The 18,560-nt window shown below is 63.4% G+C and carries 20 protein-coding genes; 4 read left to right on the forward strand and 16 right to left on the reverse strand.

All coding sequences use genetic code 11. The annotated features are described in order from the left end of the window. Positions 1 to 4: 4 nt before the first annotated feature. On the reverse strand, positions 5 to 985 hold the full coding sequence (locus ACGYLO_RS09435) for a zinc-ribbon domain-containing protein (RefSeq protein ID WP_276154466.1): 981 nt from the start codon (positions 983 to 985) through the stop codon (positions 5 to 7). 162 nt (positions 986 to 1,147) lie between these two features. Between ACGYLO_RS09435 and ACGYLO_RS09440 the strand changes: the two genes are divergently transcribed. The 3 genes from ACGYLO_RS09440 to ACGYLO_RS09450 are packed head-to-tail and all read left to right on the forward strand — an operon-like array spanning position 1,148 to position 3,464. Next, on the forward strand, positions 1,148 to 1,825 hold the full coding sequence (locus ACGYLO_RS09440; protein WP_271689329.1) for a cell division ATP-binding protein FtsE: 678 nt from the start codon (positions 1,148 to 1,150) through the stop codon (positions 1,823 to 1,825). Beyond that, positions 1,822 to 2,730 carry an ABC transporter permease gene (locus ACGYLO_RS09445; protein WP_271689330.1) on the forward strand — a complete coding sequence of 303 codons (909 nt, stop codon included), beginning with the start codon at positions 1,822 to 1,824 and terminating at the stop codon, positions 2,728 to 2,730. The genes ACGYLO_RS09440 and ACGYLO_RS09445 overlap by 4 nt, the downstream gene beginning before the upstream one ends. Then, positions 2,727 to 3,464 carry a 1-acyl-sn-glycerol-3-phosphate acyltransferase gene (locus tag ACGYLO_RS09450; protein ID WP_271689331.1) on the forward strand — a complete coding sequence of 246 codons (738 nt, stop codon included), beginning with the start codon at positions 2,727 to 2,729 and terminating at the stop codon, positions 3,462 to 3,464. The genes ACGYLO_RS09445 and ACGYLO_RS09450 overlap by 4 nt, the downstream gene beginning before the upstream one ends. Positions 3,465 to 3,842: 378 nt before the next feature. On the opposite strand, the gene lpdA is transcribed toward ACGYLO_RS09450, so the two are convergent. From lpdA to ACGYLO_RS09525, 15 genes are all read right to left on the reverse strand, one after another. After that, complete coding sequence (lpdA, locus tag ACGYLO_RS09455) at positions 3,843 to 5,231, reverse strand: dihydrolipoyl dehydrogenase (RefSeq protein WP_271689332.1); 1,389 nt, start codon at positions 5,229 to 5,231, stop codon at positions 3,843 to 3,845. A 94-nt stretch (positions 5,232 to 5,325) separates the two neighbouring features. Next, a complete protein-coding gene (locus ACGYLO_RS09460; protein ID WP_271689333.1) occupies positions 5,326 to 5,721 on the reverse strand; it encodes an MAPEG family protein in 396 nt (131 codons plus the stop codon). Next, positions 5,718 to 5,981, reverse strand: coding sequence for a hypothetical protein (locus ACGYLO_RS09465; RefSeq protein ID WP_271689334.1), 264 nt, complete (start codon positions 5,979 to 5,981; stop codon positions 5,718 to 5,720). Before ACGYLO_RS09465 ends, ACGYLO_RS09460 begins: the two co-directional genes overlap by 4 nt. Positions 5,982 to 5,992: 11 nt before the next feature. Continuing rightward, positions 5,993 to 6,376: an MAPEG family protein gene (locus ACGYLO_RS09470; RefSeq protein WP_271689335.1), complete on the reverse strand. Its 384-nt coding sequence runs from the start codon at positions 6,374 to 6,376 to the stop codon at positions 5,993 to 5,995. Then, positions 6,373 to 6,594 carry a hypothetical protein gene (locus ACGYLO_RS09475; protein WP_271689337.1) on the reverse strand — a complete coding sequence of 74 codons (222 nt, stop codon included), beginning with the start codon at positions 6,592 to 6,594 and terminating at the stop codon, positions 6,373 to 6,375. Before ACGYLO_RS09475 ends, ACGYLO_RS09470 begins: the two co-directional genes overlap by 4 nt. A gap of 130 nt (positions 6,595 to 6,724) precedes the next feature. Beyond that, positions 6,725 to 8,311: a 2-oxoglutarate dehydrogenase complex dihydrolipoyllysine-residue succinyltransferase gene (gene odhB / locus ACGYLO_RS09480; RefSeq protein ID WP_271689338.1), complete on the reverse strand. Its 1,587-nt coding sequence runs from the start codon at positions 8,309 to 8,311 to the stop codon at positions 6,725 to 6,727. A 3-nt stretch (positions 8,312 to 8,314) separates the two neighbouring features. Further along, a complete protein-coding gene (locus ACGYLO_RS09485; protein WP_271689339.1) occupies positions 8,315 to 11,275 on the reverse strand; it encodes a 2-oxoglutarate dehydrogenase E1 component in 2,961 nt (986 codons plus the stop codon). A gap of 305 nt (positions 11,276 to 11,580) precedes the next feature. After that, the gene (gene sucD / locus ACGYLO_RS09490; RefSeq protein WP_067261915.1) at positions 11,581 to 12,468 is read right to left on the reverse strand and encodes a succinate--CoA ligase subunit alpha; all 888 of its coding nucleotides are present in this window, start codon (positions 12,466 to 12,468) and stop codon (positions 11,581 to 11,583) included. A gap of 52 nt (positions 12,469 to 12,520) precedes the next feature. Next, complete coding sequence (locus ACGYLO_RS09495) at positions 12,521 to 13,207, reverse strand: hypothetical protein (RefSeq protein WP_271689340.1); 687 nt, start codon at positions 13,205 to 13,207, stop codon at positions 12,521 to 12,523. A 73-nt stretch (positions 13,208 to 13,280) separates the two neighbouring features. Continuing rightward, entirely contained in the window at positions 13,281 to 13,574 is a 294-nt protein-coding gene (locus ACGYLO_RS09500; protein WP_271689342.1) for a hypothetical protein, read from the reverse strand. Between the two features lie 134 nt (positions 13,575 to 13,708). After that, entirely contained in the window at positions 13,709 to 14,902 is a 1,194-nt protein-coding gene (gene sucC, locus ACGYLO_RS09505) for an ADP-forming succinate--CoA ligase subunit beta (RefSeq protein ID WP_067261910.1), read from the reverse strand. Between the two features lie 223 nt (positions 14,903 to 15,125). Continuing rightward, positions 15,126 to 16,157: a MaoC family dehydratase gene (locus ACGYLO_RS09510; RefSeq protein WP_271689343.1), complete on the reverse strand. Its 1,032-nt coding sequence runs from the start codon at positions 16,155 to 16,157 to the stop codon at positions 15,126 to 15,128. Beyond that, positions 16,157 to 16,360, reverse strand: a complete 204-nt coding sequence (locus ACGYLO_RS09515) for a DUF1737 domain-containing protein (RefSeq protein ID WP_067261906.1) — start codon at positions 16,358 to 16,360, stop codon at positions 16,157 to 16,159. The genes ACGYLO_RS09510 and ACGYLO_RS09515 overlap by 1 nt, the downstream gene beginning before the upstream one ends. 14 nt (positions 16,361 to 16,374) lie before the next feature. Continuing rightward, complete coding sequence (locus ACGYLO_RS09520; RefSeq protein WP_271689344.1) at positions 16,375 to 16,932, reverse strand: NnrU family protein; 558 nt, start codon at positions 16,930 to 16,932, stop codon at positions 16,375 to 16,377. Next, positions 16,929 to 17,795, reverse strand: a complete 867-nt coding sequence (locus ACGYLO_RS09525; protein ID WP_271689345.1) for a CoA ester lyase — start codon at positions 17,793 to 17,795, stop codon at positions 16,929 to 16,931. The genes ACGYLO_RS09520 and ACGYLO_RS09525 overlap by 4 nt, the downstream gene beginning before the upstream one ends. 302 nt (positions 17,796 to 18,097) lie before the next feature. On the opposite strand from ACGYLO_RS09525, the gene ACGYLO_RS09530 reads away from it, so the two are divergent. Then, a complete protein-coding gene (locus ACGYLO_RS09530) occupies positions 18,098 to 18,424 on the forward strand; it encodes a hypothetical protein (protein ID WP_271689346.1) in 327 nt (108 codons plus the stop codon). Positions 18,425 to 18,560: the final 136 nt, after the last annotated feature.

Here is an 18,560-nt window from a genome sequence, read left to right on the forward strand (position 1 = left end):
GGGACTAGCCCTGCGACTGGGTCGCCACGGTGTCGAGCCAGACCAGCAGGTCTTGCAACTGCCCGTCGAGCCAGAGCCGCGCATCGTCCATCCATGCCACATAGGATGACAGATAGGGATCGGCCTGCGGCAGGGACTGCGCGATCTCGGGCGCGTAGACATAGACTACCGCGAGCAGGGCCGCCAAAACGATCATTATGGTGAACCCCCGCATGAACCCGCCGGATTTCTGCGGCTTTTCGGGGCGGTCGAGCGCGGCGGTGGGGGTGGGCCCGGCCTGCGCGCCCTCTTGCCCGTCATGGCGCAGGGTCGAGTTAATCTCTTCGATATCGGGCAGAAGATCGCGGCGCGAGGCGCTGCCATAGGCGTCGACCTCGCTTTCCGGGACCGGCTCTCCGCGCATCTTGGCCATGCGCAGGCGCGCCTCATGGGCGCGGCGGGCGTCTTCATCCTCGGTCACATGGTCTTCTGCGGCGATCTCGGGGGCCTGCTGCGGCTGTGTCAGGGGCGCGTCGTCTAGGCCTAGGTCCGGCTGGCTTTCCAGCGGTTCGGACTGGCGACGGCGGCGGGCTTCTTGCTCTGCCGCGGCCTCTTGGCGGAGGATCTCTGCGATGGCGGGGTCGAGGGGGCGGCGCACCGGCGCGGCGGGGGCGGGTTGGGGCGTTTCCTCCTCGGGGTCGAATTCGTCTTCGAAGTCGTCGTCTTGATCGTCCTCAAAGGGCACGTCTTCCTCTTCATCGCCGAAGGGCTGCAAATCGGGCAGGCTGGCCGCTGCGGCGGCTTCCGTGTCCTCATCCGGGCCGCGCTGCTTCATCCGCATCACGTCGTCGGCGAAATCATCCTCTTCGGCCTCTGGCGCATTGTCGGGGTGATGCTGGAACCACGTCTGCCCGCAGTTGGAACATTGCACATCACGCCCCGCCGCCGGCATCACATCGTCGGGGACTTCGTATTGCGCGTCGCAGTTGGGGCAGATCAGCCGCATGGTCATTCCTGGGTTCGTTCGGTGCTCTGAGATCGTAACGGGCAGCATATGTCCTAGAATAACGTAGGAAAAGTGATATCTGGGCAGGGTGCTGGGGTTCTGAGTGATTGAATCCTTTCCGGTGCTGAGGCACAACAGGTCGAAGTTTTTTAAGGTGGATGCGTGATAGAGCTCGAAAATGTGGCCTACAGCTATGGCGGGGGCGAATTGCTGTCCGACATCACGCTGAAACTCGCCCCCGGATCGTTCCATTTTCTGACCGGCCCCTCGGGCGCGGGCAAGACCACCTTGATGAAGCTCTGCTATGGGGCGCTTTTGCCCACGGCGGGGCACCTACGGCTGTTCGGGCAGGACGTGCGCGGGCTGGGGCGCGATGACATCGCGCTGTTGCGCCGCCGTGTCGGCGTGGTGCATCAGGACGTGAAATTCCTCGACCATCTCCCCCTGACCGAGAATGTGGCCCTGCCGCTCAATGTCTCGGGCCGCGGGGCCGAGGCGGGGGGCACGGATCTGGAAGAATTGATGTCGTGGGTTGGCCTCACCAACCGCGTCGACGCTCTGCCGCCTGAGCTTTCGGGCGGGGAGCGGCAGCGGGCCGCATTGGCGCGCGCGGTGATCATGTCGCCCGATGTGATCCTCGCCGATGAGCCGACGGGGAACATCGACTGGGAGATGTCCCAGCGGCTGCTGCGCCTGCTGATCGAGTTGAACCGCATGGGCAAGACCGTGTTGATCGCCACCCATGATCTGGGCCTCATCCGCGCCACCAAAGCGCATGTGCAGGCCCGCGTCTTGCGCATCGCGAACCGGCGCATCCAACTGGCGGGGGCGGATCTGTGAAGCGCTTCGATCTGGGCGCCCTGCGCGCGATTTTCAAAGGCGACCGGCAGGCCGACCGCGTGGTGCCGCCTTCGGGTTTCACCGCGCAGTTGACGCTTTTCGCAGCGGGGGCGATGGCCTTTCTGGCGGTCTTTGCCTTGGCGCTGTCGCTGGCCTCGGGCCGTTTGGCGCAGGTCTGGGGGCAGGAGTTGGCGCAGTCGGCGACGGTGCGGATCGTGGCGCCGCTGGATCAACGCGCGGCCCAGACGGAGGCCGCCTTGAAGGTGTTGCAGACGACCAAGGGCGTGGCTTCGGCCCGTGCCCTGACGGATGCGGAGCAAGAAGAGCTGCTCGCCCCGTGGTTCGGCCCGGAATTGGCGATGGAGAACCTGCCGGTGCCGCGCCTGATCGAAGTGGTCGAGGAGGGTGAGGGGTTGGACCCCGTGGGCCTGCGCTTGCGTCTCTCGGCTGAGGTGCCGGGCGCGGTGCTGGACGATCACAGCCGCTGGCGCGCGCCCTTGGTTGCCGCGGCCAGCCGCCTGCGTCTCTTGGGCTGGATTTCGACGCTGTTGATCGGGGCTGCGGTGGCCGCGATGGTGACGCTTGCGGCGCAAGCGGCGCTTGCGGCCAATGCGCAGGTGATCGCGGTGCTGCGGCTGGTGGGGGCGACCGATGATTATATCGCGCGGGCCTTCATCCGCCGTTTCACCCTGCGCGCGCTTCTGGGTGCCGCGGCGGGCACGGCTTTGGGCATGATCGCGGTGGTGTTGCTGCCTGACGCGGGCGAGGCAGGCGGATTTTTGACCGGCTTGGGCTTCCAAGGCTGGCATTGGGCCGTGCCGCTGATGGTGCCGCTTCTCGTCGGCGCGGTCGCCTTTGCCGCCACCGGGGCCGCCGCGCGGCGTACATTGAGGGAGTTGACATGAAGCTGCTGCAATGGGTCCGCTCGATCCTTTATATCGTGCAGGTGACCGTGGCGATGCCGGTGATCGGGCTGGCCTTCGCGCCTTGGGCGATGTTCTCCAAACGCGGGGCCTATGCGGGCTGCAAAGCCTATGCCGCTTGGGCCATGTGGACGGCGCGTTGGCTGATCGGCTTGCGCTGCGAAGTGCGCGGCCAAGTCCCCGAGGGTGAGGTTCTGATCGCGGCCAAGCATCAGTCTTTCCTCGATATCATCATGATCTTCCACGCCCTGCCACGGGCCAAGTTCATCATGAAGCGGGAGGTGCTTTGGACGCCGGTGATCGGGCAGTACACCAAGCGGATGCAGATGATCGCCGTGAACCGGGGCAAGCGCGGGCAGGCGATCACCAAGATGATGGAAGACGTAAACGCGGGCCGGGTGGAGCCGGGGCAGATCGTGATCTATTCCCAAGGCACCCGCGTCGCCCCCGGGCTGAGCGCGCCTTACAAGGTCGGCACGGCGGTGCTTTACGATCAACTGGGGCAGGTCTGCGTGCCTGCGGCGACCAATGCGGGCTACTTCTGGCCACGCCGGGGCCTCTACCGCCGCCCGGGCTTGGCCGTGGTGGAGTTTCTGGAGCCGATCGAGCCGGGGCTGGACAAGCGCACCTTCATGGCGCGGTTGGAGCAGGAGGTGGAGAGCCAATCCGACGCGCTGCTGCGCGAGGCGGGGTGGCGGCCTGCGGAGGCGGGGTAGGCGCGGGGCGCTCGCCTTTTTGGTCTGAGGCTTCTCGGAATGACACGCCCGGCCGCAGGCCGGGCAGCGCCGACCCGCGGGGCGGCGCTGCCCTTTGCGATTTGTCGGCATGCCGTAGTGCCCGCTGAAACGATGGTTTCGCGGGCTGCAATCTTAGATATTCAGGAAGCCGTTAAAGTGGCGGCGCCGCCGGGGGAGGTGGAAAAGACAGGCGTCACCCTGCATGTCTCTACGTATCGACATGACCCGCGAAGGGCCTCATCTTCCGTGAATGTCGCGACGGGGGTGGTTTTACGGCAGGGGTGCTAACGCGCGATAGCCGCAGCGTGCGCCGCCTGCGCAACGAAAAGGGGCGGACCCTTGGCCCGCCCCGTCGTCTTACATGTGGATCGGCCCGTCGCCGCAGGCCAGTGCGGCTTCGCGCACGGCTTCAGAATAGGTCGGATGCGCGTGGCAGGTCATCGCCAAATCCTGCGCCGAGGCACCAAATTCCATCGCGACGCAGACCTCGTGGATCAGGTCGCCCGCGCCGGGGCCGATGATGTGGCAGCCGAGGATGCGGTCGGTCTCCTTATCCGCGATCAGCTTGACGAAACCGTCGCCGGCAAAGACCGCTTTGGCCCGCGCGTTGCCCATGAAGGAGAATTTGCCGACTTTATAGGCGCGGCCCGCTTCCTTCAGCGTCGCCTCGGTCTCACCCACGCTGGCGACTTCCGGGTGGGTGTAGATCACGCCGGGGATCACGCCGTAGTTCACATGGCCATGCTTGCCCGCGATGACTTCGGCGGCGGCCATGCCTTCGTCCTCGGCTTTATGCGCCAGCATCGGGCCCTCGATCACGTCGCCGATGGCATAGACGCCTTTGACGGAGGTCTCCCAATGCTCGTTGACGGCGATCTGGCCGCGCTCGGTCATCTTGATGCCGAGATCATCGAGCCCCATGCCTTTGATCACCGGCTTGCGGCCTGTGGCGACGAGCACGGCATCGGCTTCAATCTCATGTTCGCTGTCGTCCTTGCGGAGCTTGTAGCTGACCGTGGCCTTGCCTTTGGCGACTTCGGTCTTCTGCACGGCAGCGCCCATGACGAAGTTCAGCCCCTGCTTTTTCAGCATGCGTTGGAAGGTCTTTTGCACCTCGGGGTCCATGCCGGGGGTGATCACGTCGAGGTATTCGACGACCGTAATCTCGGTGCCGAGACGGGCGTAGACGCTGCCCAGTTCCAGACCGATCACGCCTGCGCCAATCACCACCATCTTCTTGGGGATCTTGCCCAGTTCCAGCGCGCCGGTGGAGGTCACGACGGTCTTCTCATCGACCTCGACACCCGGCAGCCTTGCGGGCTCAGACCCGGAGGCGATGATGATGTTCTTGGCCTCATGGACCTCATCGCCGACCTTGACCTTGCCCGCCTCGGGGATCGACCCCCAGCCCTTGAGCCAGTCGATCTTGTTCTTCTTGAACAGGAATTCGATGCCCTTGGTGTTGGTCTCGATGGTCTTGTCTTTGTAGGTCAGCATCTGCTTCCAATCGACGGTCGGCGCTTTCGCCTTGAGACCCATCTCTTCGAAATTATGCTCGGCCTCATGCAGCATATGCGTGGCGTGGAGCAGCGCCTTGGAGGGGATGCAGCCCACGTTGAGGCAGGTGCCCCCGAGGGTCTCACGGCCTTCGACACAGGCGGTTTTCAGGCCCAGTTGCGCGCAACGGATGGCGGCGACATAGCCGCCGGGGCCGGAGCCGATCACGATGACATCATAGCTCGACATGGGGGGTCTCCTTAGCAGTCGGGTATTGCAGGCAAGGTATGAGGCGCGGGTTTCAGGTGCAAGCGCCGCTGCCTGCGGGTGTTGGGGGAAAGGGTTAAACGAGGGCCGCCAGCAGCATCAGCATGGTCGCGGCGAAACCGACGATCCAGATGAACGACCGATGCGGGCGCAGGCCAAGCGCATAGGCGGGAATATAGAGCAGCCGGGCGATGAGATAGACCCAAGCGCAGGCGGCGGTGAAGGCGGTGTTCTGGGCCGACATTTGCACCACGCCCACGGCGATGCCGAAAAGGATCAGCCCTTCGAAATGGTTGTCAAGCGCCCGACCCAGACGGGCGGTGCGGTCGCTCATCGCGCGCGACGGTTCACGGTCACGCGCCGACATGGTGTAGCCGGGGCCAAGCTCACGGTTGGCGGGCACGGCGTAGAGCACGAATTGCAGCCCCTGTAGCAGGGCCGCGAGGGTCAGGACGGTCAGCTCGGCGCTCATGCGGATTTCACGAAATAGGCGGTGGAACTGGTCACGGTGCCCTTGTCATCGCTGCTCAGCGCATCTGATCGGGCGAGCCAGTCATCGGCCTTTTTGCGGTCGTTCACATCCAAGAGAACGGAGGCTTTGCTGCTGCTGTCGGCGTGTTGCCAGATTTGCAGCACCGAGAGCCCCGCATTGCGCCGCGCCTCGGCATCGGCGTCGAATGCGTCTTTCCAAGCGGCGAAATCGGTGACGTCGAAGTGGCAGATCATCTGCATGGGAATGCCTTTCAGAGCGCGTGGAAATAGAGAACGGCGGTGGCGGCATAGCCCGCCAGCCAAGCGAGGGTGCGGATTGTCGGCACGCCAAGAGCGTAGACGATCACGTAGATGATCCGCGCCAGCAAGAAGACCTGGGCGGCGAGCAGTGTGGCGCTGTTGTTGCGGCCCAAGATCTCTACCAGCAGCACGGCGGGGGCGAAGATCGCCATGGCCACGACAGAGTTATCAAGCGCGCGGCCCAGACGTGCGGTCATGCCGGTGGTGGTGCGCGTCTCATCGCGCGAGGACATCAGGTAGCCCATCGACAGCTGCCGGGTCGCGCCCAGCACCTGCAAGAGGATCGTCAGCATGACCAGAAGGCCATAGGCGGCGAGGAGGGTGGTTTCGGTCATTTCTTTAGCTCCACATGAGGGGCCAATCGCATACCTTTTCGAATCTCGGTGCCATATGATTTCGGTACTCTTGCGAGCTCACAGATCTCTTGAATGTTCTGGCCTTTGAGTTGCTCGGCAAACTCAATCCCGAAGAGGTGAATCGACACGACCACCTGTCGTTCTGCGGCATTGTGATATCGATCGGCAAATGTATTGGCTAAATCTGCGGTTCTCATGGCCTTCTCCTTAAATTGAATGATGCAACAACTTCAGACTACATAATTCGATCTGAAACTTCGCCTATCATTCTTCTAAGAGCGACGGGCCGTATAGCGATAGGGCGGGGGTCGCCCCCCGCCCATAGTATCACAGATCCATCAACAGACGGCGCGGATCTTCGAGCATCTCTTTGACGCGGACAAGGAAGGTCACCGCGCCCTTGCCGTCGATCAGGCGGTGGTCGTAGCTGAGCGAGATATACATCATCGGACGGATCACGACCTCACCGTTGATCGCCATCGGGCGGTCCTGGATCTTGGCCATGCCGAGGATGCCGGACTGCGGCGGGTTCAGGATCGGCGCAGTCATCAGCGAGCCGTAGACACCGCCGTTGGAGATGGTGAAGGTGCCGCCGGTCATGTCGGCCATGGTGAGCTTGCCGTCACGGGCCTTCTTGCCCATGGCGTTCACCGCCTTCTCGATCTCGGCAAAGGACATCGCGTCAGCGTCCTTGATCACCGGCACCACGAGGCCCGTGGGCGTGCCCGCGGCGACGCCCATATGGACGTAGTTCTTGTAGATCACGTCGGTGCCGTCGATCTCGGCGTTGACCTCGGGGATCTCTTTCAGCGCGTGGCAGCAGGCCTTGGTGAAGAAGGACATGAAGCCCATCCGCACGCCGTGCTTCTTCTCGAAGTCGGCCTTGTAGGCGTTGCGCAGGGCCATGACCTCCGTCATGTCGACCTCGTTGAAGGTCGTCAGGATCGCGGCGGTGTTCTGCGCTTCCTTAAGGCGGCGCGCCATGGTCTGCTTGAGGCGGGTCATCTTGACGCGCTCTTCGCGGGCGGCGTCATCGGGGGCGGAAGCGGCGCGCGGTGCGGCGGGCTTCGCCTCGGCCTTGGGCGCGGCGGAGGTGCCAGCGGCCACGGCTTTGGCAACATCTTCCTTCATCACGCGACCATCGCGGCCCGAACCTGTGACCTGATCGCGGCTGATCCCCGCTTCGGCCATGGCTTTCTTGGCGGAAGGTGCGTCTTCGACATCTTTGCCATCGGCGGGCTTGGTCTCAGGCGCGGCACCGGCACCGGATTTGGCGTCTTCACCCTTGGGGGCAGCAGCGCCTGCGCCGGTGGTCAGCGCGGCCAGTGTGGCGGACGCTTCGACGGTGCTGCCTTCTTCGGCAAAGATCTCGGCCAGCACACCTGCGGCGGGGGCGGGGACTTCGACGCTAACTTTGTCGGTCTCCAACTCGCAGAGCATCTCATCGGCTTCGACCTTGTCGCCGACCTTTTTGAACCAAGTGCTCACGGTCGCTTCGGTCACCGATTCGCCCAAGGTGGGCACCTGTACGTCGATGCTTTGACCTTCGCGGGCGGCGACTTCGGTAGCGCCTGCGTCGATGGCTTTGGGCGCATCACCGCCACGGTCGGACTGGGAGGCGGCCTCATCGTCCTTGGCGGCTTCTTTGGCTTTCGGCGCGGCGTCCGAGCCAGAATCGCCTTCGCTGACATTGGCCAACAGGGCATCAACGCCCACGGTTTCGCCTTCTTGCGCAACGATCTCGCTCAATGTGCCAGCGACGGGGCTAGGCACTTCGACGGTGACTTTGTCTGTCTCCAACTCACAGAGCATTTCATCCACCGCGACGGTATCGCCGGGTTTCTTGAACCATGTGGCAACGGTGGCTTCTGTGACGGATTCGCCCAGCGTTGGGACGCGTACTTCGCTTGTCATGGTTTACTTTCCTTTGATGGTCAGCGCCTCGTCAACGAGGGCGGCTTGTTGTGCTTTGTGCTGGCTGGCCAGACCCGTGGCGGGCGAGGCCGAAGTGGCGCGGCCCACATAGGAGGCGCGGCCATGTTTCGCGTCGATGCGGCCCAGAACCCATTCGATATTGGGCTCGATGAAGGACCATGCACCTTGGTTCTTGGGCTCTTCCTGACACCAGATCATCTCGGCCCCTTTGAAGCGTTCCAGCTCCTTCACGGCGGATTGCGCGGGGAAGGGGTAGAACTGCTCGAAGCGCAGGAGGTAGATGTCGTCGATGCCGCGGGCGTCGCGCTCTTCCAGCAGGTCGTAATAGACCTTGCCCGAACACATCACCACGCGCTTGATCTTGTCATCCGCGACCAGTTTGGTGTCGGAGTTGCCCTTTTCGGCGTCATCCCAGAGCACCCGGTGGAAGCTCGACCCGGTGGTGAATTCATCGGCCTTGCTGACGGCCAGCTTGTGGCGCAGCAGCGACTTGGGCGTCATTAACATCAGCGGCTTGCGGTAGCTGCGGTGCAACTGACGGCGCAGGATGTGGAAGTAGTTGGCGGGCGTGGTGCAGTTCGCCACGATCCAGTTGTCGCCGCCACACATGGTGAGGAAGCGCTCCAGACGGGCCGAGGAGTGCTCGGGCCCTTGACCCTCATAGCCATGCGGCATCAGGCAGACGAGGCCTGACATGCGCAGCCATTTGCTCTCACCGCTTGAGATGAATTGGTCGAACATGATCTGCGCGCCATTGGCGAAGTCGCCGAACTGCGCCTCCCAAAGCGTCAGCGCATTGGGTTCGGCCAGCGAATAGCCATATTCGAAACCCAGCACCGCATATTCGCTGAGCATGGAGTCGATGACCTCATAGTCGGCCTGCCCCTCGCGGATGTGGTTCAGCGGATAGTAGCGGTCTTCGTTCTCTTGGTTGATGAAGGCCGAGTGGCGTTGGCTGAAGGTGCCGCGGGTGCTGTCCTGACCCGACAGGCGGACCTTGTAGCCCTCGGTCAGCAGGGAGCCGAAGGCGAGCGCCTCAGCCGTGGCCCAGTCGAAGCCCTCACCGCTTTCGAACATCTTCTTTTTCGCGTCGAGCAGACGGCCGATGGTTTTATGCAGCGGGAAGCCCTCGGGCGCGGTGGTGATCGCCTTGCCGACATCTTGCAGCGTCTCGGGGGCGATGGCGGTTTTGCCGCGCTGGTAGGACTTGTTCTTTTTGTCCATGCCGGACCACTTGCCGTCGAGCCAGTCGGCCTTGTTTGGGCGGTAGTCTTTCCCGGCCTCGAACTCATCGTTGAGATGGTTCTGGAAGGCGGTCTTCATGTCTTCGATCTCACCCTCGGGGATCAGACCGTCGGCTACCAGACGCGAGGTATAGAGGCTCAGCGTGGTTTTCTGTTTCTTGACGCTCTTGTACATCACCGGGTTGGTGAACATCGGCTCGTCGCCTTCGTTGTGACCGAAGCGGCGGTAGCAGAAGATGTCGATGACCACGTCCTTGTGGAACTTCTGGCGGAACTCGGTGGCGACGCGGGCGGCGTGGACCACGGCTTCGGGGTCATCGCCGTTGACGTGGAAGATCGGCGCCTCGACCACAAGCGCGTTGTCGGTCGGATAGGGCGAGGAGCGCGAGAAATGCGGCGCGGTGGTGAAGCCGATCTGGTTGTTCACCACGATATGCATGGTGCCGCCGGTCTTATGGCCCTTGAGGCCCGACAGCGCGAAACATTCGGCTACGACGCCTTGGCCTGCAAAGGCCGCGTCGCCGTGCAGCAGCACGGGCATGACGGCGGTGCGGTCCTCGTCGTTCAACTGGTCCTGTTTGGCGCGGACCTTGCCCAGCACGACGGGGTTCACCGCCTCTAGGTGGGAGGGGTTCGCGGTCAGCGACAGGTGCACGGAGTTGCCGTCGAACTCACGGTCCGAGGACGCGCCGAGGTGGTATTTCACATCGCCGGAGCCGTCCACATCGTCGGGTTTGAAGCTGCCGCCTTGGAATTCGTTAAAGATCGCGCGGTAGGGTTTCTGCATGACATTGGCAAGGACCGAGAGGCGGCCACGGTGCGGCATGCCGATAACGATGTCCTTGACGCCCAACTGGCCGCCGCGCTTGATGATCTGCTCCATCGCCGGGACAAGGCTTTCGCCGCCATCAAGGCCGAAACGCTTGGTGCCCATGTATTTGACGTGGAGGAATTTTTCGAAACCTTCGGCTTCGACCAGCTTGCTCAGGATCGCCTTGCGGCCTTCCTTGGTAAAGGCGATTTCCTTGCCGTAGCCTTCGATCCGCTCTTTCAACCAACCGGCCTGTTCGGGGTCGGAGATATGCATATATTGCAGCGCGAAGGTGCCGCAGTAGGTCGAGCGGACGATGCCGACGATCTGCTTCATAGTGGCCACTTCGAGGCCCAGCACATTGTCGATGAAGATCGGGCGGTCCATGTCAGCATCGGTGAAACCGTAGGACTTGGGGTCAAGCTCGGGCTGTTCGCCCATGTCGCGCATGCCCAGAGGGTCGAGCGTCGCGGCGAGGTGGCCACGAATGCGGTAGGCGCGGATCAGCATGAGCGCGCGGATGCTGTCGAGCACGGCGGCGCGGATTTGATCGTCGGAAACGGGCACGCCCTTTTCCTCGGCCTTCTTCTTGATCTTCTCGCCTGCGGCTTTCGCCTCGGTCGGTTCGGGCCAGACACCGGTCAGCGCGCCCATCACCTCGCTTTGGGGGGCGGGGGGCCAATCGGGGCGCGCCCAAGAGGGGCCAGCGGCCTCGGCCTGCGCGGTTTCGGCGTCATCGCCCATCGCCGCAAAGAACGTTTGCCATGCCTCGTCAACCGCGTTGGGATCGTTGGCATAGCGGGCGTACATCGCCTCAAGATATTCCGCGTTGTCGCCTTCCATAAAGGAAGAGGCGTGGAATTGTTCGTTGGCGGGTTGGTCGGTCATTGGGTCACCTTTGTTCGGCGGGGCAGACGGGACAGGGTCAGAATCAGGGTCGGTCTATAGTCAGGCCCGGGGCGGGGGGCCATAGGTATCAGAGGCGGAGGTGCAGGGCCCTGCGGAGCCGCCGGATCGGGCGTTTGCCCGCGGGCCGGCGCCGGGCGAAAGCGGGCAGAGATTGACCGCGGTCTGAATGTGCATCTTGCCCTCCTTCGCTGTCGGCGGCGCCGGGTGGTTTTTATCAAGACCCCGCAAAACATAGTGCTTTGCGGAGTGGGTCAATGGGCGGGCCGTGGCCCGCCCGGCAGGCATCAGCCTTTGTCGATCGCTTCTTTAACCGCTTCGCCCAGTGTCGCGGGGCTGTCTGCCACGACGATACCGGCTTCTTTCATCGCTTCGATCTTGCTCTCCGCGTCGCCTTTACCACCGGCGACAATCGCGCCTGCGTGGCCCATGCGGCGTCCGGGAGGGGCCGTGCGGCCTGCGATGAAACCAGCGGTGGGCTTCCAGCGGCCCTTCTTCTTCTCGTCGGCAAGGAACTGTGCCGCTTCCTCTTCGGCGGAGCCGCCGATTTCGCCGATCATGATGATCGACTGTGTTTCGTCATCGGCAAGGAACATCTCCAGCACGTCGATATGCTCGGTCCCTTTGATCGGGTCGCCGCCGATGCCCACGGCCGAAGACTGGCCGAGGCCCATGTCGGTGGTCTGCTTCACCGCCTCATAGGTGAGGGTGCCCGAGCGCGACACGACGCCGACGGAGCCGCGGCGGTGGATGTGGCCCGGCATGATGCCGATCTTACAGGCGTCGGGCGTGATGACACCGGGGCAGTTCGGGCCGATGAGGCGCGACTTGGAACCTTCGAGCGCGCGGGCGACGCGGGCCATGTCGAGCACCGGGATGCCTTCGGTGATGCAGACGATCAGTTCCATCTCGGCGTCGATCGCCTCAAGGATCGAGTCGGCAGCGAAGGGGGGCGGGACGTAGATCACGGAGGCATTGGCCTCGGTCGCGTGTTTGGCTTCGTGCACGGAGTTGAAGACCGGCAGGTCGAGATGCGTTTGACCGCCTTTGCCCGGGGTCACGCCGCCGACCATCTTGGTGCCATAGGCGATGGCCTGTTCGGTGTGGAACGTCCCCTGCGAGCCGGTCAGACCCTGACAGATGACTTTGGTGTTTTCGTTGACTAGTACGGCCATGATTTCTTCCTTGGTCGGTGATGTTTAATCCCGGGGGCAGGCCCCGGGGGCGTCAGACGCGGTGCGCCCGGTTGGTGGGATGGGCCGTGGCAGGCGCAGGGCCGGGCCACAGCAGGATGGCGACGAGGAACATGACCGGGATGCCAAGCTCCCCGATCTCCTCGACGACGAAGGCGGTGCGTTCGGCATCGGCGCTGACCTCGATCCCCAAGGGGGCGAGTTTGCGCGCGATGCCGTCGAGCAGTTTGTAAGCGACGGTGAAACCGATCCCCAGCAGGACGGCCCCCGCCCAAGCGCGGCCCCGAAACAGAGCCGTGAGATAGGGCCGGGCGTGACGCCAGAGCATCAGCAGGATGGCGGTGACGATCAGCGCAAGGATCAACCCGGCGATCAGCCTTTCGCCCAGCGGGACGCCCTCACCAGTATATTGCCGGGCTTTGAACAGGCCGCGGGTGAACAGGCTTTTGTCGAGGTCCAATTCACGCGCCGCCATGACCGCGAGTACCAGCGGCAGATACCAGACCCGCTGCACCGCGCCGCGCAGGGTCCAGACCAATGCGAGAATGCAAAGGATGTAACCCACGACGGAGAGGCTTTCGTAAAAGCCGCCTTCGGCCAGTAGCGTGGTTTGGGTGGCGGCGGGCAGGCCGTTCACGACGACCATCTGCGCGGCAAAGGCCAGGATCAGGGCAAGGATCACCCACCAGCCCGCGCGGGAAGAGGCAAACGCCTGTGTCATAGGCCCGCCTTTCGCGGGGCGCTGTCGCGCTTGGCCGCATGTTGGGTAAAGGGGGCGAGCGACAGCACGGGCATCAGTAAAGCTGCTCATCTTGATCGACCAATAGGTCCAGCACCCGCAGGGTCAGCAGACCCGCGCCCATGATCATCAGGCTGCGGCCAATGGAGCCAGTGAGGTTCGACGGCAGGATCATCGCCAGCCCGTCACGGGATTTCCGCGCGGCGCGGCGTAACCCGCGGTCGTGGCGCCGGTGGTTGACCGGTTCGGGCAGGCGCAGGGCGCCGGGTTGCCATTGGCGGATCAGAATGCCCGCCCCCGATAGCGCAATACCCGTCAGAACGGGGGAGGATTTGGGAGATTGATCCATACTGACCTCATTGCGTGATCGGGTGGGCGCGGCGCGGTGTCGTCGCATCTGCCCCCGCCGCCAAGGGGCGGCGGGAACGGTGATATCGGCCATGCCCGCGGGGCGCCGTGCCCTGCGGGAACGGCCAAAAAGGCTTAGCCTTTGACCGCTTTCACGATCTTCTGCGCGCCATCTTTCAGGTCGTCGGCGGCGATGACGTCGAGACCGGAGTTGTTGATGATCGCCTTGCCTTCTTCGACGTTGGTGCCTTCGAGACGGACAACCAGCGGCACTTGCAGGCCGACCTCTTTCACCGCAGCGACAACGCCTTCGGCGATGACGTCACAGCGCATGATGCCGCCGAAGATGTTGACGAGGATGCCTTTGACGTTCTCATCGGAGGTGATGATCTTGAACGCCTCGGTCACCTTCTCCTTGGTCGCGCCACCGCCCACGTCGAGGAAGTTGGCAGGCTCCGCACCGTAGAGCTTGATGATGTCCATGGTGGCCATCGCCAGACCCGCGCCGTTCACCATGCAGCCGATCTCACCGTCGAGCGCGATGTAGTTCAGGTCATACTTGGAGGCTTCGAGTTCCTTGGCGTCTTCCTCGGTCTCGTCGCGCAGGTTGGCGATGTCGGGCTGGCGGTACATGGCGTTGCCGTCGAAGCCGACTTTGGCGTCCAGCACCTTGAGTTCGTTGCCGGGCATGACGATCAGCGGGTTGATTTCCAGCATCTCCATGTCCTTCTCGATGAAGGCTTTGTAGAGCTGACCCATCAGCTTGACGCATTGCTTGACGGCGGCGCCTTCGAGGCCCAGCGAGAAGGCCACGCGGCGGCCATGGTAGGGCTGGTAGCCGGTCGCCGGATCGACGGAGAAGCTGAGGATTTTTTCAGGTGTCGCTTCGGCGACTTCTTCGATGTCCATGCCGCCTTCGGTGGAGCAGACAAAGGAGATGCGGCTGGTCTGGCGGTCGACCAGCAGGGCGAGATACAATTCACGCTCGATGTCGGAACCGTCTTCGATGTAGATGCGGTTGACCTGTTTGCCTGCGGGGCCGGTCTGGTGCGTGACAAGCGTCTTGCCCAGCATCTTCTTGGCTTCCTCGGCCGCTTCTTCCACGGATTTGGCAAGGCGCACGCCGCCCTTTTCGCCAGCAGCGGCTTCTTTGAAGCTGCCCTTGCCGCGACCGCCTGCGTGAATCTGCGCTTTGACAACCCAGAGGGGCCCGTCCATTTCGCCGGCTGCGTTCTTGGCGTCTTCTGCCTTCAGCACAACGCGGCCGTCGGAGACAGGGGCGCCATAGCTGCGCAGGAGGGCTTTTGCCTGATATTCGTGGATGTTCATGAAAACGGTCCCGTTTCTGTTCCAGTTGCCCCGTAGTATGGGGATGACTTTCGTTCCTGTAAGGGTTTTTGCCGAGAAAGCCGGGTTTGGCCAGTTAAAAATGAGTTTTGTGATCACACGATAATTACGTGTGATCACATTTCCGCTCAGCGGCTCCGAATCGGCTGATTTTTGCTTGAATAAGGGGGGATAGGCCGCCCCACCGAAGGGGCGGACCGGCTGTTTAGCGCGGCATGAGCGCCCAGTAATCGAGGTCAAGCAAAACCTCGGGGCGGTATTTTCCGGCCTCATCGCGCAGCTCGAAGGGGGCGCCGCCCTTGGTCGCCACAAGGCGCAGACGCAGCGCACCGACACCGGGGGCCGCAGTCTCGGCCATGTCGAGCACTTCGGTCCAGGCACGTACGGTATCGCCCGCAAGGCAGGGGTTGGCATGGGCGCCGCCGTTCAGCCCCACGACCATCTGCGCATTGGCCAGCCCGTTAAAGGACAGCGCGCGGGCCATGGAGATTACATGGCCGCCATAGATCAGCCGCGAGCCGTCGGGGCGGGCGGAGGTGTCGAAATGCACCTTGGCGGTGTTCTGCCACAGGCGCGTGGCCATCATGTGCTCGGCTTCCTCAATCGTAACGCCATCGACGTGATCGATCTTTTCGCCGACCTCATAATCGCCCCAGCGGTGCGGTTCCCCGGCGCGGGCGAAGTCGTAATTGGTAAAGTCGAGGCCCTGCGGGATGTGCAATTGATCCACAGTCAGCGCATCGGGCAGGTCCGGCAGGGTGGTCTCGGGCGCGGGGGCGTCGAGGTCACCTTTGCGCACCATGACCCAGCGGACATAGTCGAGCACCTTTTCGTCATTCTGGTTCAGCCCGGTGGTGCGGACCCAGACGACGCCGGTCTTGCCGTTGGAGTTCTGTTTGAGGCCGATGACCTCGCTTTCGGCGCGCAGCGTGTCGCCGGGCCAGACGGGGTGCAGCCAGCGGCCTTGGGCATAGCCCAGATTGGCCACGGCATTGAGCGAGACATCCGGCACGGTTTTGCCAAAGACGATGTGAAAGGCGATCATATCGTCGAGCGGGCTGGCCTTCAGCCCGCAGGACTGGGCGAAACTGTCGGCGGAATAGAGCGCGTGCCGCGCGGGGTAGAGCGCGTGATAGAGCGCACGTTCGCCCGCACCGACCGTGCGGGGCACCGCGTGATGCAGCACCTCGCCCAGTTTGTAGTCTTCGAAAAAGCGGCCCCGGTTGGTCTTGCTCATCACTGCTCGCCCAATTTGGTGTCGGGCGAATAGGTGCCGGGGGCGTCTTTCACCACGGCTTGGCCGCAGCGCATGACCCCGGCCTTGTGGTCCCATGTTTGGGTGGGAGAGCCGTAAAGCTCCCAGCCTTTGTTCAGCGCATCGGTGACTTTGTGGCAAAAGGCGGATGTATCTTCTTCGGAGAGGAAGCGGTAAACTTTCATGGAAGGCTCCGGGATCAATGGGGGAAGGGGATGACGCCGAGCCATGTGTGAATGCCGGCGACGAGAACGAAGAGGATCGTGGAGATCACGATGAGGCGGATATAGGTGGCGCGGCCTGCGTGGGGCGGGGGTGTCCAACCCGGCTCGGCGCGGTTGATCAGGATGACCTCGCTCACGGCCCAGCCCAGCATGGTGCCAAAGAGCAGGATGGAGGCGAGATCGCCGTTGACCAGAAGGTGTGCCGTGGCCCAGATCTTCACCGCCAGCAGTTGCGGGTGGCGGGTTTTATAGGCGGGCCATGCCTTGGCGCCCTTGGCGGCGCTGGAGCCGAAGACCCAGAAGGCCAGTACCATCAACAGGTTGTTGATGTGGATAAAGAAGCTGGGCGGGGTCCAGACCGGAATGAACTCCGCTGCGCGATAGCCCCAGATGATGAGGGCCAGCGCCACGACCAATGCGGTGGCGACCGCGCCCCGGCCTGCGGTGCCCATCTGCGCCCGTTGGGCAGGCATCAGGCGTTTGAGGAGATGGGCCCCGATCCAAAGGATCAGGCCGAGGATGAGGATTGTCATGGCGAAGGCTCCGGGCTCATGGCTGCAATTGCCGCCAGTTTTGCCAGTGTTTCGCGGGCGGTGGCAACATGGAGATTTTCCACGATTTTACCGTCGACGACCGCCACGCCCTGACCTGCGGCCTGTGCCTCTTCATAGGCGTCGATCTGGCGGCGGGCGAGGGCGGCTTCTTCCTCTGACGGGGTGAAGGCGGCATTCGCGATGTCGAGCTGCGCGGGGTGGATCAGGGTTTTGCCGTCAAACCCCATGTCGCGGCCCTGTTCGCATTCGGCGCGCAGGCCGTCTTCGTCTTTGAACGCGTTATACACCCCGTCGATGATCGCCACGCCATGCGCTTTGGCGGCCAGCAGGCAAAGCCCGAGGCCGGTGATCAGCGGCAGCCGGTCGGGGCGGAAGCGGGTTTGCAGGTCTTTCGCCAGATCGTTGGTGCCCATGACCATGGCCTGCAACTGGCGGTGCCCGGCTATGGCGGCGGCATTCAGCATGGCGCCGGGGGTTTCCATCATCGCCCAAAGGGGGATGTCGCCCACGATCTCGGCCAGCGCTTCGAGATCGGCGGGGGAGCCGACCTTGGGCAGGAGAATCGCATCGGGGTTCATTGCGGCGGCGGCGCGGGCGTCATCGGCGCCCCATTCGGTATCGAGCCCGTTGATCCGCACCACCCGCATCCGCGCGCCGTAGCCGCCTTCGGCCAGTGCCTCGGCCAATGTTTCACGTGCAGCGACCTTCTCATCGGGGGAGACGGCATCTTCGAGATCGAAGATCACCGCGTCGCAGACCAATCCGCGGGCTTTGTCCAAGGCACGGGGCTTGGAGCCCGGAATGTAGAGAACGGAACGCAGGGGGCGGGTTGTGGCGGTCATGAAAGGCTCCTCAGGCAGGGCGGCGCGCTGGCCGCCTAACATTGTTGCGCACAGAGGGGCATTTTTGTGCGAAAACTTCAAGGCAAAACATGCCGCGACGCAGCGAAGCTGTTGCGGTGATTTCCGCGCGGCGGATTAACCAGTCTTTCAGCCTTGGGGCGCACTGTCTGTTGCATCGCATCTGCCGCAGTTTCCAGCGCAGCGGATGCAGTCATTTCAACCAAGGCTGCTTTGGGGCCGGTGCGAAAGACGGCGCATTGCCACCCCCAAGGATCACGCCTTTCGATGCGAAGGCAGATGCTATGACAGGTTTCGTTAAATTTCTTCACCTCGCGGCGCTCACCGCGGCTTCGGCGATTGTGCTGGCCACCACGACCGAGGCGCAGACGCCGCGCAATTGCGCGCCGCGCGATCATGTGGTGCTGCGGCTGGCCGATGGCTATGGCGAGACGCGCCAGTCCATGGGACTGGGCGGCGATAATGCGGTGGTTGAGGTTTTCGCCTCCAACCAGACGGGCAGTTGGACGATCACGGTCACCGGGGTCAACGGTATCACCTGTCTCGTCGCCTCGGGCCAAGGGTTCGAGACGCTGGCGGAGGAGTTGCCCGCCAAGGGCGAAGACGCCTGAGGGCGGAATATATCGTGGAAGCGCGGGCGGCCTAGGGCCGCCTTTTCTATGTTTGGGGCCTGCCGCTGCTTGGGCGAAGTCCCGCCATTTATTTGTGCCGCCGTGGAACTGGAGAGGGCCATCCGGGTTGTGGTTC

Source organism: Sulfitobacter sp. 1A13353 (assembly GCF_043557255.1).
Lineage (GTDB): Bacteria > Pseudomonadota > Alphaproteobacteria > Rhodobacterales > Rhodobacteraceae > Sulfitobacter > Sulfitobacter faviae.